General features: G+C 73.2%; 15 protein-coding genes and 1 pseudogene. 5 read left to right on the forward strand and 11 right to left on the reverse strand.

Going from position 1 to position 13,475, the window contains the following annotated elements; all coding sequences use genetic code 11:
• Window positions 1-8 precede the first annotated feature (8 nt).
• Window positions 9-521, forward strand: a complete 513-nt coding sequence (locus ABUL08_RS08925) for a DinB family protein (RefSeq protein ID WP_350936343.1) — start codon at window positions 9-11, stop codon at window positions 519-521.
• Between the two features lie 122 nt (window positions 522-643).
• Here the strand turns inward: ABUL08_RS08925 and katG are convergent, their stop codons facing one another.
• The 5 genes from katG to ABUL08_RS08950 form a co-directional block, all read right to left on the reverse strand.
• Window positions 644-2,920 (reverse strand): catalase/peroxidase HPI, encoded by a 2,277-nt coding sequence (katG, locus tag ABUL08_RS08930; protein WP_350936345.1) that lies wholly within the window; start codon window positions 2,918-2,920, stop codon window positions 644-646.
• Between the two features lie 23 nt (window positions 2,921-2,943).
• On the reverse strand, window positions 2,944-3,372 hold the full coding sequence (locus ABUL08_RS08935; RefSeq protein WP_350936348.1) for a Fur family transcriptional regulator: 429 nt from the start codon (window positions 3,370-3,372) through the stop codon (window positions 2,944-2,946).
• 214 nt (window positions 3,373-3,586) lie between these two features.
• Entirely contained in the window at window positions 3,587-4,213 is a 627-nt protein-coding gene (locus tag ABUL08_RS08940; RefSeq protein WP_350936350.1) for a tetratricopeptide repeat protein, read from the reverse strand.
• Between the two features lie 36 nt (window positions 4,214-4,249).
• On the reverse strand, window positions 4,250-5,494 hold the full coding sequence (locus tag ABUL08_RS08945; RefSeq protein WP_350936352.1) for an MFS transporter: 1,245 nt from the start codon (window positions 5,492-5,494) through the stop codon (window positions 4,250-4,252).
• Window positions 5,491-6,084, reverse strand: coding sequence for a helix-turn-helix domain-containing protein (locus ABUL08_RS08950; protein WP_350936354.1), 594 nt, complete (start codon window positions 6,082-6,084; stop codon window positions 5,491-5,493). Before ABUL08_RS08950 ends, ABUL08_RS08945 begins: the two co-directional genes overlap by 4 nt.
• 85 nt (window positions 6,085-6,169) lie before the next feature.
• On the opposite strand from ABUL08_RS08950, the gene ABUL08_RS08955 reads away from it, so the two are divergent.
• From ABUL08_RS08955 to ABUL08_RS30595, 4 genes and pseudogenes are all read left to right on the forward strand, one after another.
• A complete protein-coding gene (locus ABUL08_RS08955; RefSeq protein ID WP_350936356.1) occupies window positions 6,170-6,367 on the forward strand; it encodes a hypothetical protein in 198 nt (65 codons plus the stop codon).
• A gap of 61 nt (window positions 6,368-6,428) precedes the next feature.
• Window positions 6,429-6,983 (forward strand): TetR/AcrR family transcriptional regulator, encoded by a 555-nt coding sequence (locus ABUL08_RS08960; protein WP_350936358.1) that lies wholly within the window; start codon window positions 6,429-6,431, stop codon window positions 6,981-6,983.
• A 10-nt stretch (window positions 6,984-6,993) separates the two neighbouring features.
• Window positions 6,994-7,350, forward strand: coding sequence for a hypothetical protein (locus ABUL08_RS08965; RefSeq protein ID WP_350936360.1), 357 nt, complete (start codon window positions 6,994-6,996; stop codon window positions 7,348-7,350).
• 82 nt (window positions 7,351-7,432) lie between these two features.
• Window positions 7,433-7,501 (forward strand): annotated as a pseudogene (locus ABUL08_RS30595) (VOC family protein); the annotation flags it as partial.
• Between the two features lie 21 nt (window positions 7,502-7,522).
• Here the strand turns inward: ABUL08_RS30595 and ABUL08_RS08970 are convergent.
• The 6 genes from ABUL08_RS08970 to ABUL08_RS08995 form a co-directional block, all read right to left on the reverse strand.
• Entirely contained in the window at window positions 7,523-7,924 is a 402-nt protein-coding gene (locus tag ABUL08_RS08970; RefSeq protein WP_350936362.1) for a DUF3224 domain-containing protein, read from the reverse strand.
• A gap of 47 nt (window positions 7,925-7,971) precedes the next feature.
• Window positions 7,972-8,940 (reverse strand): SDR family NAD(P)-dependent oxidoreductase, encoded by a 969-nt coding sequence (locus ABUL08_RS08975; protein WP_350936363.1) that lies wholly within the window; start codon window positions 8,938-8,940, stop codon window positions 7,972-7,974.
• 175 nt (window positions 8,941-9,115) lie between these two features.
• Window positions 9,116-10,936 carry a DnaJ C-terminal domain-containing protein gene (locus ABUL08_RS08980; protein WP_350936366.1) on the reverse strand — a complete coding sequence of 607 codons (1,821 nt, stop codon included), beginning with the start codon at window positions 10,934-10,936 and terminating at the stop codon, window positions 9,116-9,118.
• Window positions 10,902-11,264, reverse strand: coding sequence for a hypothetical protein (locus ABUL08_RS08985; protein WP_350936368.1), 363 nt, complete (start codon window positions 11,262-11,264; stop codon window positions 10,902-10,904). Before ABUL08_RS08985 ends, ABUL08_RS08980 begins: the two co-directional genes overlap by 35 nt.
• Window positions 11,265-11,356: 92 nt before the next feature.
• The gene (locus ABUL08_RS08990) at window positions 11,357-12,439 is read right to left on the reverse strand and encodes an alpha/beta hydrolase (RefSeq protein WP_350936370.1); all 1,083 of its coding nucleotides are present in this window, start codon (window positions 12,437-12,439) and stop codon (window positions 11,357-11,359) included.
• Window positions 12,429-13,427, reverse strand: a complete 999-nt coding sequence (locus tag ABUL08_RS08995; protein ID WP_350936372.1) for a hypothetical protein — start codon at window positions 13,425-13,427, stop codon at window positions 12,429-12,431. The genes ABUL08_RS08990 and ABUL08_RS08995 overlap by 11 nt, the downstream gene beginning before the upstream one ends.
• Window positions 13,428-13,475: the final 48 nt, after the last annotated feature.

Raw genomic sequence — 13,475 nt, forward strand, 5'->3', positions numbered from 1 at the left:
GTGTCGAGGTGACGAATGCCCGGCCGCTGGACAGCGAGGAACTCGCCAGCACGGCTCCGGAGCGCGAGCTGTTGGAAGCCTTCATCGACGCGTATCGCGATGTCATCATCGCCAAGCTCCGCGGGCTGTCGGAGGATGACGCCCGCCGGCGCCTGGTGCCCTCGCTCACCACGCCCATCGGTCTCGTCACCCACGCCGCCGCCGTTGAGCGGAACTGGTTCCAGCACTGCCTGGAGCAGCGGCCGCGTGAACAAATCAGCGGCAACTCGTCCGGTGACGACGCCAGCTGGCAGGTCGACCCGGACGAGACGGTCGCGGACGTCATCGCGGAGTACGCCGCGGTCTGTGACCGGTCGAGGCGGATCGCAGCCGGCTTCGCCCTCGACGACACCGTGCCGCATCCCCGCCTGGGCAGGGTGTCCCTCCGCTACATCTACGTCCACATGATCCGTGAGTTGGCACGGCACTGCGGCCAGGCCGACATCCTCCGGGAGCAGATCGACGGCACGACCGGCGACTGACGTCCATCCTCATCGAAACCGGGCTGGCCGGCCGGGACGGCCCCGTGCCGGCCGGCACCCCGCAGCCGAGCGAGCCCCGGCCGGTCCTGACGGATCGGCCGGGGCTCGTCGGGTGGTACGGGTCAGGCGATGTCGAACCGGTCGAGTTCCATGACCTTCGTCCAGGCGGCGACGAAGTCCGCCACGAACTTCTCCCGCGCGTCCTCGCTGGCGTAGACCTCGGCGAGGGCACGCAGCTGGGAGTTCGACCCGAAGACGAGGTCGACCGCGGTGGCGGTCCACTTGACCTCGTCGGTGGTCACGTCCCGGATCTCGTACACGTGCTCGTCGGACTCCGACGCCTTCCACCGGGTGCCCGGGGAGAGCAGGTTGGTGAAGAAGTCGGTGGTGAGCACGCCCGGCCGGTCGGTGAGGACGCCGTGCCGGGTGCCGCCGACGTTGTTGCCGAGGGCGCGCAGGCCGCCGACGAGGACGGTCATCTCCGGCGCGGTCAGGTCGAGCATGTACGCCCGGTCGATGAGCAGGACTTCCGGCTGGGTCTTCTCGCCGGCCCGCAGGTAGTTGCGGAACCCGTCGGCGCGCGGCTCCAGGACCCGGAACGACTCGACGTCGGTCTGCTCCTGCGTGGCGTCGGTGCGGCCCGGCCGGAACGGCACGGTCACCTCGACGCCGGCGTCCCGTGCCGCCTTCTCGACGGCGGCCGAGCCGGCCAGCACGATCAGGTCGGCGAGGGAGATCTGCGCGCCACCGGCGGCGTTGAACTCCCGCTGGATGCCTTCGAGCGTCGCCAGGACGGTCGCCAGCTGCTCGGGCTGGTTGACCTCCCAGCCGCGCTGCGGTTCGAGGCGGATCCGGGCGCCGTTGGCGCCGCCCCGCTTGTCGGTCGAGCGGAAGGTGGCGGCCGAGGCCCAGGCGGTGGAGACCAGCTGGGCGGTGGTGAGGCCCGACTCGAGCGCCTTGGCCTTCAGGGCGGCGACGTCGGCGTCGCTGACCAGCTCGTGCTCGACGGCCGGCACCGGGTCCTGCCACAGCTGGGGCTGCGGGACCCACGGCCCGAGGAACCGGCTGACCGGGCCCATGTCGCGGTGCAGCAGCTTGTACCAGGCCTTGGCGAACGCGAGCGCGAACTCTTCGGGGTGCTCCAGGAAGCGGCGCGAGATCTTCTCGTACGCCGGGTCGACGCGGAGCGACAGGTCGGTGGTGAGCATCGTCGGCTTGTGCTTCTTCGACGGGTCGTGGGCGTCCGGGATGATCGCCTCGGCGTCCTTGGCGACCCACTGCTTCGCGCCACCCGGGCTGGTGGTCAGCTCCCACTCGTAGCCGAAGAGGATCTCGAAGTACCGGTTGCTCCACTGCGTCGGCACGTCGGTCCAGGTGACCTCGAGGCCACTGGTGATGGTGTCCCCACCCTTGCCGCTGCCGTACGTGCTCAGCCAGCCCAGGCCCTGGTTCTCCAGCGGCGCGCCCTCGGGCTCGGGCCCGACGTGGTCGTCCGCGGGGCCGGCGCCGTGGGTCTTGCCGAAGGTGTGACCGCCGGCGATGAGCGCCACGGTCTCCTCGTCGTCCATCGCCATCCGGCGGAATGTCTCGCGGATGAAGTGCGCCGCCGCGGCCGGGTCCGCGTTGCCGCGGGGACCCTCCGGGTTGACGTAGATGAGACCCATCTCGGTGGCGCCGACGCCCGGCGCCATCTCCTTCTCGGAGGCGTAGCGCTCGTCACCGAGCCAGGTGTCCTCCGGACCCCAGAAGATCTCCTCCGGCTCCCAGACGTCCTCCCGGCCGAAGCCGAAGCCGAAGGTCTTGAAGCCCATCGACTCCAGGGCGACGTTGCCGGCGAGCACCAGCAGGTCGGCCCAGGAGACCTTCTGGCCGTACTTCTGCTTGACCGGCCAGAGCAGCCGGCGGGCCTTGTCGAGGTTGGCGTTGTCGGGCCAGCTGTTGAGCGGCGCGAACCGCTGCCCGCCGTCGCCGGCGCCGCCACGGCCGTCCTCGATCCGGTAGGTGCCGGCCGCGTGCCAGCTCATCCGGATCATCAGACCGCCGTAGTGGCCGAAGTCGGCCGGCCACCAGTCCTGCGAGGTGGTGAGCACCTGGACGATGTCCTGCTTGAGGGCCTCGACGTCGAGCTTGGCGAACTCCTTGGCGTAGCTGAACCCCTCCCCCAGCGGGTTGCCCTTGGCCGAGTGGGCGTGCAGCACCGACAGGTCGAGCTGGTTGGGCCACCAGTCGCGGTTGGTGCGCGGGCGACCGCCGGTCTTCGGGGTCGGCGAGTCGATCGCCGGGTTCTCGCTCTCGCTGCCGGTCGCGGTCACCGAGTCGTGCGCGACCGGGCAGCCGGCCGCTTCCTTCTTGTCCACGCCCTGCGCGCTGGATGAGGCGTTGTCCTGGATGTCGCTCATCTGGTTCCTTCCGAACTCGCGGATCAGTGGGACGTGCGGTCGGTCGCGCAGTCGGGGCAGGTGCCCCAGTAGACGACCTCCGCCTCGTCGACCACGAAGCCGTGGTCGTCGGAGGCGGTGAGACAGGGGGCGTGGCCGACGGCGCAGTCGACGTCGGCGATGACACCGCAGGAGCGGCACACGACGTGGTGGTGGTTGTCGCCCACCCGCAGCTCGTAGCGGGCGGTGGCCCGGGCGGGTTGGATGCGCCGGACCAGCCCGGCGTCGGTGAGCGCCCGCAGCACGTCGTAGACCGCCTGGTGGGAGACGGTGGGCTGGTCGGCCCGCACCAGCGCGATCACCGTGTCGGTGTCGGCGTGCGGGCGGTCACGCAGCGCCGCGAGCACCGCCAACCGTGGCCGGGTCACGCGCAACGAGAGCGCCCGCAGCTGCGCCTCGAAGTCGGACGTCATGCGACGAACATAGCCCACTCTTCTGGAATCATTCAAGTTTTCGCCGACGGCGTGTCCCACTTACCTGATCAACGAGCCAGGCCCGCGCCGGCCACGACCAGGGCCCGACGAGACGTACGTCGGGCAGCCCGGGCGGACCGCCGACGGAGAGATCCTCCGGCCGGGCCGCGTCCCGGCCGCTGCGGCACGCCGACGCCCGAGGGGCGATGTCGGCTCACCGGAAGCGAGCGTCGTCGCCGCCTGCGGCGTCGCGGACCGCTGCCGCGCGGGCGCGCAACTGCGCAGCCTCACCGGTGCGTCCGTGGGCGTCGAGCAGATCCGCCGTGTACTCCATCGCGTACGGGTCGCCGAGCTGGATCGCGCGGCTGAACGCCCGCAGCGCCGTGCGCTCGTCGCCGTGGTCGCGGAACGCGACGCCCAACGCGGTGACGGGGAACATCTCCTCCTGGTCGAGCACCGGATCGACCCACCGCGTGGCGCGCACGTGGTCACCCCGCCCCAGCGCGAGCCGCACCAGGCCCACCATGGCATCCGGGTCGCCCAGGTCCGCGGCCTTCTGCCAGATCACCTCGGCACGGTTGGTGTCGCCCTGCCGGGCCCAGATGGTGCCCAGATTGAAACCGGCGGGAGCGTTGCCCGACCGCCACGCCTTCTCCAGCCACCGCAGGCCGTCACGGTGCTCGCCGCGCTGGTACGACCAGAGACCCAGGTTGGCCATCGACACCACGTGCCCTGCTCGTGCGGCCCGCTCGACGGCCGCCACCGACTGCGGCGTCGGCAGCCCGTCCGGGCCCAGCTCGACCTCGGGATCCGGCACCTCGTCGCGACGCCACATGACCATGCCCGCCCCCTCTCTGGTCGCCGTCCGGTGTCCGGCTCAGGTGCCCGGCGGATCGATGGTGGCGATGTGACGCACCGGCGAGGCGAGGAGCCAGAGTACGGCAAGGGCACCGCCGAGGCCGGCGACGACCAGCGTCGGTCGTAGGCCGACGGTGCTGCCCATCCACCCCCCGACCAGGGCGCCGAGTGGCCTGATGCCGTAGTTGACGGCGCTGTAGGCGCCCGCCCGGCGGCCCCGCGCGTCGTCGGGCGTGACCGAGGTGAGCAGGGCGTTGAGGTTGACGTCCATCAGCATCACCCCGGCGCTGGAGACGAGTTCGACGGCGGCGAGCGCCGCGATCCGGGCCCAGGTCGGGCCGGAGACGAACGCGGCCAGCGACAGCGGTGCCGAGAAGAGCACCACGCCGATCATCGCGGTTCGGCCGAGCCCGGTGGCGCGGGAGATCCGGGGCGCCAGTGCCGCGCCGGCCAGTCCACCGACCGCGCCGACGCCGATGGCGCCGGCCGACAGGTCGAGCTCCCGGCTGGCATAGAGCACCATCAGCGCGTTCGCCATCAGGGTGAAGAAGTTGACCGTGCTGGTGCAGCCGAGGGCCGCGCGCATCACCGGGTGTCGCAGCACCAGCACGAGTCCGTCCCGGACCAGACCGAGCGTCGAGGACCGCGCCGGCGCCGGCCGGGCCTCGGTCACCGGAATCCGACCGATCAGCACCGCGGAGGCGAGGAAGGAGACCGCGTCGACGAGGATCGCGACCGGGGCGGTGAGGACCTGCACCAGTCCGCCGCCGAGAGCCGGCCCGGCGACGAAGGAGGCCGCCCGGCTCAGACTCAGCCTGCTGTTCGCCTCGACGTAGGCCGACGGCGGGACCAGGGCGACGAAGAACGCCTGGTACGCCATGCCGAAGAGCACCGCACCGGCCCCGGTGAGGACGGCCACCAGGTAGAGCTGCGTCAGCGTGACCGCGTCCAGCAGGTAGGCCACCGGGAGGCTCAGCAGCACCGCCGCCCGGGCCAGGTCGGCCACGATCAGCAGGCGGCGCTTGCGGGTCCGTTGGTCCACCCATGCGCCGACGAGGATGCCCAGCAGGTTGGGCAGCCAGATCAGCGCGGTGAGGATGCTGACCTGCGCGGGTGTGGCGGCGAGGACGGTGACCGCGATGAGCGGCAGGGCCAGCTCGCTGATCCGGTCGCCGATCTGGGAGACGGTCTGGCCGACCCAGAACGTCCGGAACCGTAGGTCGCCGCGCAGGACCGCCGGGGGCGCCGCGCTGGTGGCGGTCACGCCGGCGCCTGCTCGTCGTCCGCCTCGGGCAGCAGGTAGCGCAGCATCCGGACGCTCCGCGCGCCGTCCGGCGCCGGACCGTCCTTGCGTCGGACGTACGGGGCGAGCAGCGCCTCGATCGCCTCTTCGAGTTGCTGCACCTCGTCGGCGGTGGCGACGAACCGGGTGTCCGCCATGCCTGCCAGGGCCTGCCACCGCGGGCTCAGGCGGGGCTCGTCCCGCAGCGACCATCGGGTGGGCTCCTCGGCGGACCGGGCGAACATCGCGGCGCGGAGCTGCCGGGCCGCGTCCTGGCCTTCCGCGTCGTCGGGCATGGTGAACCGGAAGCCCTTGCCGACCGCCTGCCACCACCGCTCGCGCTTGCTGGTCGCACCGTCCCAGTCGGTGACGAGTCCGAAGGACGCGAGGTGCCGCAGGTGCCAACTGAGCACCGACGGGGTGGCGCCGACGTGCGGCGCGAGCTGGGTGGCGGTGGCCGGGCCGTGTCGTTGCAGCCGGTCGAGCAGCGCCAGCCGGATCGGATGGGCCAGGGCCCGCAGCGCCTGGGGCGCGGTCAGCTCCACATCCCCGTACGGATTCGTGAAAGACATGTTTCGAAACTAGTCTTTCACGTCTCTCGTCGGCAACCCCCTTCGTCGTCCGGCCAGGGGCGGGTCGGTTACGTAGGGTCGAGGGGTGGACGTGCTGCTGCGCGGCGGACCGGGCGACGGCCAGGTCGTGCCCGGCGGCGGGGAGACCGTCGTGTGGCGGAGCTGCCTGTACGAGATCACCGCCGAGTTCGACCGCCGCCACGGGCGCGACCTGCGGGTCTACCGGCACCGTCCCGACTGCTGTGAACCGTACGGTCGAGGCGGCGAGGACCGCTGCGAGTAGGCACGCCGTTAAGGAACGATCGTTCTTGACTGAACGTTCCTGAACCGGATACGGTCCTCCCGTGGGCCGACCGAGAGCGTTCGACGAGACCGAGGTGATCAGGGCTGCGGCGAGCCTGTTCGCCGGCCGGGCGTACGACGGCATCTCCGTCGACGACCTCGTGACGCACCTCGGCGTACACCGCAACAGCCTCTACAAGGTCTTCGGCAGCAAGCGTGGGCTCTATCTGGCCGCCCTGCGGTGGCATCTGGAGCACCAGGTCCGACCGCTGCTGGCCGAGGTCACCGGGGCCCCCGACCGGACGCGGGCACTGCGGGAGATGGTCGTGGCCGCCACCACCGGGCCCGACCTGGACCTGCTGGTGCTGGCGATGGCCGAACGGGCACCGGTCGACCCCGAGGTGGCCGAGGAGGTCGCCCGAGCGATGCGCGACTTCGACGCGGTCATCGAGCCCGCCCTGAGCGACCACGTGGCACCCGCCGACGATCCGCCCTCAGCCCTCGCCCACGCGCTCACCGCGGCGCTCCTCGGCCTGCGCCTGCGGCTGCGCACCGGCGTCGACGAGGCCGGGGCGAGCACCGCGCTGTTCGACCGGCTGTTCCACTCGCAACCCTGAAGGAGACCCCGTGGCCACCGCGCACATCGACAACGACACCCTCATCGTCGAGATCGAAGGACTGGACCGGCTCTGGACCCTCAAGAGCCGCCTGGAGATCCCGCTGCGCAACGTCCGGGGCGCCACCGCCGACCCCGGCGTGATCCGGGAGCCCAAGGGGATCCGGGCGCCCGGGACGTACCTTCCGGGCGTCATCACGGCGGGCACGTTCCACCTCGACGGCGAGCGGATCTTCTGGGACGTGCGTGACCCGGCCAAGGCGGTCGTCATCGAGCTGCGCGACGAGCGCTACGCCCGTCTCATCGTCCAGGTCGAGGACCCTCGGGCCACCGTCGCCCTCGTCGAAGGCGCCATCGCCCGCCCCTGATTCCACCGTCGGCCTGGTGGGCGGGTGCGCTGACCGGTCGACGCCCCCCCCCCCCCCCGAGGAACGGGTGCGTCACGACGTCGACCTGGGTCAGGGCGACGTGCCGTGGACGGTGCTCGCCGACCCGGCGGGGAACGAGTTCTGCGTGCTCACCCCGCGTTGACGGCGGGGCTCACCCGAGGTCGTAGTCGAACCAGACCCGGTGCGTCCCGTCGGCGTCGACGGTCAACCCGCCCGTGCCGGTGATGCCGGCCAGCTCCCTGGTGCCGCTGGCCGGCACGATCACGAAGAACTCGCCGGTGCGGTCACTGCCGGACGTGGTCGCCGAGTGGGCGAAGTTGAACGCCCCGGCCCGCCCGTTGAGGGACCCCTCGAACGACTCCATCGCCACGTAGGTGCCGACCCCGCTGGCCTGGTCGAAGGCGGCGGTGAACAGGGTCGCCGACCGGCCCACGACCTCACCGTCGTACCGCTTCTCCATGATGGCCACCCCGACGGGCAGCGCGGTGGCCACGGCCGGAATCACCTCGGTGGGGTCGAATGCCTGCACCGCGAACGTCCCGGCAGCTCTCATGCCGCGCATCGTAGCGCCGTCCCCGCGGCGCCCGCCCCGCCCGGACGTCAGCCGAACGTGTCGACGCCGGTGAGTTCGGCGGACAGCGCCCAGAGCCGGGCCGCCGCCGCCGGGTCCACGGCGTGCGCGTCCACCCCCGACGTACGGGCGGTGGGTCCCCCCACGTCCGTCGGCTCGGCGATGTCGCAGTCCTCGCAGTAGACCCCGCCCATCCCGGCCAGCGCCGGCGAGGTGGCCGCCCACACTGAGGTGGCGGCGCCCTGCTCCGGGGTCTTGAAACGCTCGTTGACGGTGCCCGCCTCGTCGATCCAGCCGGAGGCGATCATCTCCTCGCGGGGCAGGTGCCGTTGCAGCTCGGTCATGATGCCGCCGGGGTGCACCGCGAACGCCCGCACCCCGACCGGCTCTCCCAGCTCGTCCAGCCGTACGGCGAAGAGGCTGTTGGCGGTCTTGGCCTGCCCGTACGCCTGCCACTTGTCGTAGCCGGTGGTGAACTGCGGGTCGTCGAAGCGGATCGGGGACAGCTTGTGGCCGGTGGAGGAGAGCGCCACCACCCGCGCGCCCCCGTCGGCGACGAGCGCGGGGCGCAGCAGGTTGGTGAGGGTGTAGTGGCCGAGGTGGTTGGTGGCGAACTGCGACTCCCAGCCCGGCCCCACCCGGGACTCCGGGCTGGCCATCACCGCCGCGTTGTTGACCAGGATGTCGATGCCGCGCCCGCTGGCGAGGAACCCTTCGGCGAACGCCCGCACGCTCCGCTGGTCGGCGAGGTCCAGCTCGTCGACCTCCACCGAGCCGGCGACGTCGTCGAGCGCGCCGCGGGCGTGCTCGGGTCGACGGGCGGGCACCACCACGTGTGCGCCGGCGCCCGCCAACGCCCGGGTGGTCTCCAGTCCGAGCCCGGAGTAGCCGCCGGTGACGACCGCGAGGCGACCGGTGAGGTCGACGTCCCGCAGCACCTCGGTGGCCGTGCTCCGGGCCCCGAATCCGCTGCCGATCCTGCGTTGAGCGCTGCGCATGATCCCGAGCCTACCCGCGCGGGGTGGCGCGCTCCGGCGTACCGGAACGCCGCGGGGCTGCGCCGTCGCGGCGGCCGGGACCGTCGCCCGTTACGCGGCCGGCTCCGGAACGACGACCGGGACCGGCGCCGGCTAGGACGACTGCGCGAGCGGCTCCGGGCCGACGAGTGACCGGCTAGCCCAGCGTGAGGTAGAGGTCGCCCCGCCCGGCGGGGTCGGTCTGCCGCAGGTGCGGCACGCCGTGACCCCGTACGCGGATCCTGGTGCCGGGGTGGGCGCGGGGCGGCACGCGGACCCGCAGCGGTGTGCCGTCGAGCCCGACGACCGGCAGGACGCCGCCCGCCGCGTGGTCGATGCCGGAGCCGTCCAGGGTGCAGTGGAGGTCGTCGCCGGTGCGGGTGAACCGGTCGTGCGGCAGCTCGTGGATCTCGACGTACAGGTCGCCGCCGACTCCCCCGTACCGGCCGGCCTCGTACTGGTTCGCCAGTCGGATCCGCATGCCGTCCTGGAGCCCGGCGGGGAACTTGAGGGTCAGCGTCCGGCGGGTCTTCAACCGCCCCTGACCCGCGCACGTTCCACAGTCGAAGATTGCCGGGATCTCCCCCTGGCAGCGGTCACAGGTGACGGCGGTGTCGACGGTGATCGGGGCCTCGTGGCCGAAGGCCGCCTGCTCGAGGGTCAGGTCGAAGCGGAGGATCCCGTCCGTCCCGCGCCCCTGCCGCAACGCGGCGGTGGCGCTCTCCTGCGCGACGGCGCGCCGGTCCGGCGGGATCTGCTCGCGGGTGGCCCGCTGCACCAGGGCGTGGACCCGGACCTCGCTGGCGTCGGCGGGGAGTGAGATCAGGCTGAGCCGTTGCAGGCAGTGCAGCGCGTCGCGGGCGTCGGCCGCGCCGACCCGCGGCCGCGCCTGCGGGGGTTTCCGCCACGCCGCGAGGAACCGGGCGGGGCGCGGGGGCGGGCCGAGGCCCCGGTCCAGGTAGCGCAGCGCGGCCAGGGTGGTGAAGACGGTGGTGGGCACGCCGTTCGGGTCCAGGTGGCTGGCCAGTTCCAGCAGCGGTCGGGCCAGGCCGGCCGGGGCCATCGCGTCGGCCAGCTCGATCGACAGCGACCAGGTCGTCGCGACCGTGGCCTGGTGGCCGTCGGGCAGGGTGTCCGGCATGAGTTCGGCCAGTCGGCGGCGTCGGTCGGCGAACCGCTTGCGGTATTCGCCGCAGGTCAGCCCCCGGTCCATCAGGTACGCGGCGGCCTGGGCGAGGGCCAGGGGCAGGAATCCGAGGTCCGCGGCGAGTTCTTGGGCCTGGTCCAGCCGGTCGGGGTGGCCGGCGAGCTTGGCGTGCAGATAGGTGACCGCCTCGGCCGGGTCGAACACCCCGACGTCGACCAGCCGACGGCCGGCCAGCAGCGCGGCGTCGCGGCGGCGGGTGGTCACCACCGTCCGCCCGGTGGGCGTCGTCGGCGGCCACAGCCCGGTGAGGTCCTGCGGGTCGGTGAGGTCGTCCAGCACGACCAGCCACCGCCGGTCCGTGCTGGACAACCAGGCCAGCAACCGTACGGCCGCGTCCTCCGGGTTCGGGTCCTCGACCCCGGTGATGTCGGCGGCGGCCTGGGCGTAGCGGGTCAGCACGGCGCTCCGGGAGGTGGCCGACGCCCACAGCAGCAGGTCCACCCGCCGGTGCTGCCACCACTGGTGGGCGAGGTTGGCGGCCAGTTGGGTCTTGCCGACTCCCCCGAGTCCGGCGAGGACCTGGCACACCATCACCGTCTGCTCGCCGGTCAGGGCGGCCGCGAGGTCCTGGTCGGCGAGCCGGTCCAGCCGCTGGTCGGCCAGCCCGGGCACCAGCCCGACCCGGTGCGGCCAGGACACCGGGGTCCGCCCGGCGAAGTGGTTGTGCTGGGTGTTGTGGTCACCGATCTGCACCCCGCGCGCGTCGACGCCCGGCCGGTCCGGGCCCGGGTCGGGGTCAGGAGAAGGAGTTGTGCTGGGTGTTGTGGTCACCGACCTGCACGCCCTTCGCTTCCCGCAGGTCCACGTGGTGTCTCCCGACCGGGTCGACCAGATCCAGCAGCCGGCGCGCGGCGCGCAGGACCTGCTCGTCGCGGTCCGCGCCGACGTCGGTCAGCGGCTCGCCGAGGCGGATCCGCCAGACGCCGGCATCCGTCTCGTCCGCGTCCAGCGCCCGCGCCGCCGCGGCGTCGCCCAGGTGTCGCCGCAGCAGCGTCTTCAACTCCCCGTACGCGTCCCGCACCGCTGCGGACGCGGTGTCCTTGACACCGGCTCCCGCGCCCGCCGCCAACGCGACCGTGATCACCTCAACTGCCGACATGGTCCGCTCCCGCCGATCGATGCCCCATTCTGGCGCACCGTCTCCACCCGCTCACCCCGCCGACGTGACCGGGATGCGACAGTGCGGGGACGTCAACGCGACGGCAGGGGCCGGACCGACACGGCGGCAGCGCCCGGTCCGGCCGCCGACGGTGCCGCCAGCCAGCTCGACAGCCAGTCGAACGCCGACGGTTCCAACGCCCGCCAGGTCTGCATGTTGTGCCCGCCGACCGGCAGGAAGGCCGTGGTGAGACTGATCGGCGGGTGGGCCAGTGCCGCCAGGGCCGTCGCGTCCCGCATGGGGTGCACATCCGTCCGCGCGGCGGCCAGATAGAGGGCGACCGCCGGCAGCGGCAGGTGGCGCAGCCGCCAGAGGTCGTCGTTGGTGGTGGTGTCGCTGCCGTCCCCGACCCGGATGCCGGGATCGGCGTACCCGGAGAGGCTCGCCCCCGCGACGTACGTGTCGGGGTGGCGCAGCAGCAGGTTCGCGGCGCAGTAGCCGCCGGCCGAGTAGCCGATCACCCCCCACCCGGCGCGGTCGGCCCGTACGCGCAGGTGCGCGCGGGCCGCGGCCGGGACGTCCACGGTGAGGAACGACTCCATCCGGGGGCCGCCGGCCAGGTTCGTGCACTCCGTGTCCAACGCCGGATCGGTGGTCTGCGGTGGGAAGAGCACGACGGTGAGGGCCATCCGTCCGGCGCTGATCTCCCGGTCCAGGTATCCGGTCACCCCCATGCCTCTGATCCAGCTGCCCGGCGAACCGGGGAACCCGTCGAACGCCTCGATCACCGGGAACCGCAGGGCGGGGTCGGCGTCGTAGGCCGCGGGGAGATAGACGAGCACCGGCAGGGACACGCCGCTGGCTGCTCCGGTCACGCTGATGGTGACGAAGCGTCCCGGGGTCCGGTCCTGCGCCGACCGGGGATCGGCGGGTACCGCCTGGTCGCCCTGCGCCGTTCCGAGCAGCTCGGACCAGGACGTGTACGTCTCGGCCTGCCGGTTCGCCGCGACCAGGGCGGTGGACGTCAGGGTCAGCAGGCACAGCACCGACGCCGCCAGCCGGCCCGTGACCCGCCACCACCGGCGGCCGCGGTCCCACAGCACGGCCGTCAGCACCGGCGCGACCACGGTCAGAACGGCGAGCGCGCCCAGCAGCGCCCGGCTGTCAGGAGCCATGCCGACCCCCGGCCACGGGGACGGAACGACGGACCGACGCGTGCCGGCCGGCCGGATGGTGTCGCCGTGGTCGAGGATCGGCCGAGGGCGTGAGCACCGGTGCCGGGGCCGCGAGGGGCGCGGGCAGCTGTCCCGCCGCCCAGCGCAGACCCGCCGCCAGGCCGGCGGTCTCGGCCCCACTCCCGCCACCGGCGGAGCTGATCTGCACCGCCAGCACGCCGGCCGGCAACGGAAGCTGCGACGGCGGGGCGGCCGGCGCGCTGACCGGCTCGATCGTGCCGGGCTCGGCGGCGACCGCGAACACCGGGAAGCGACCGACGTCGCGACTGACGACGTCCCGCGCCACCTGTTGCATACCGGAGGAGGCGACGAGACCCCAGCGGTACCCGGTGACCCGGAGGTCGCGCTCCAGGTCCTGCGGCAGTCCGCGCGCCAGGGCGGCCGGGTCCACGTCCCGCGGGGCACGTACGGCGACGACGACCGCCGCCGGGGCGGCCTGACGGGCGGCGGCGAGCACCTGCGCGTCGCTCCAGCCACCCGGCGACGAGGAGAGCACCAGCACCGCGGGGTAGCGCCACGCGGGGTGGAGCAGATAGTCCGTGGGCGGCACCACCGTCGCGTCGACGTGCGGCCAGGCCGCGAGCGCCGCCGACCGCCAGGGCAACGGCGCGAGCCGGTCCGGGCCGCGCCCCAGCCGCTGGATCGTCGCGTCCAGCCGCCCCGGCGCCGTGGCCAGGCGTTGCGTGACGGAGCCGCGCTGCGCCAACGCCCCCCAGGTCGGATAGAAGCCCTCCACCCGGTTCACCACCAGGGCCACCGTCGTGACGACCAGCAGCTCGGCCAGCACCACCACTCCGGCGCGAACCGCCACCGCCGGACGCGGCCGACGACGCCACACCACCACCCCGCCGGCCGTCGCGGCGACGGCGAGAGCGCCGACGGCGACCAGGAGGCGAAGATCGGTCACGTTCATCGCATCCGCCCTCATCTCGATCACCGTCACCGGTCACCGGTCAGCACCCGCACTCTCCGCCCC

This window comes from Micromonospora sp. CCTCC AA 2012012, from assembly GCF_040499845.1.
Lineage (GTDB): Bacteria > Actinomycetota > Actinomycetes > Mycobacteriales > Micromonosporaceae > Micromonospora > Micromonospora mangrovi.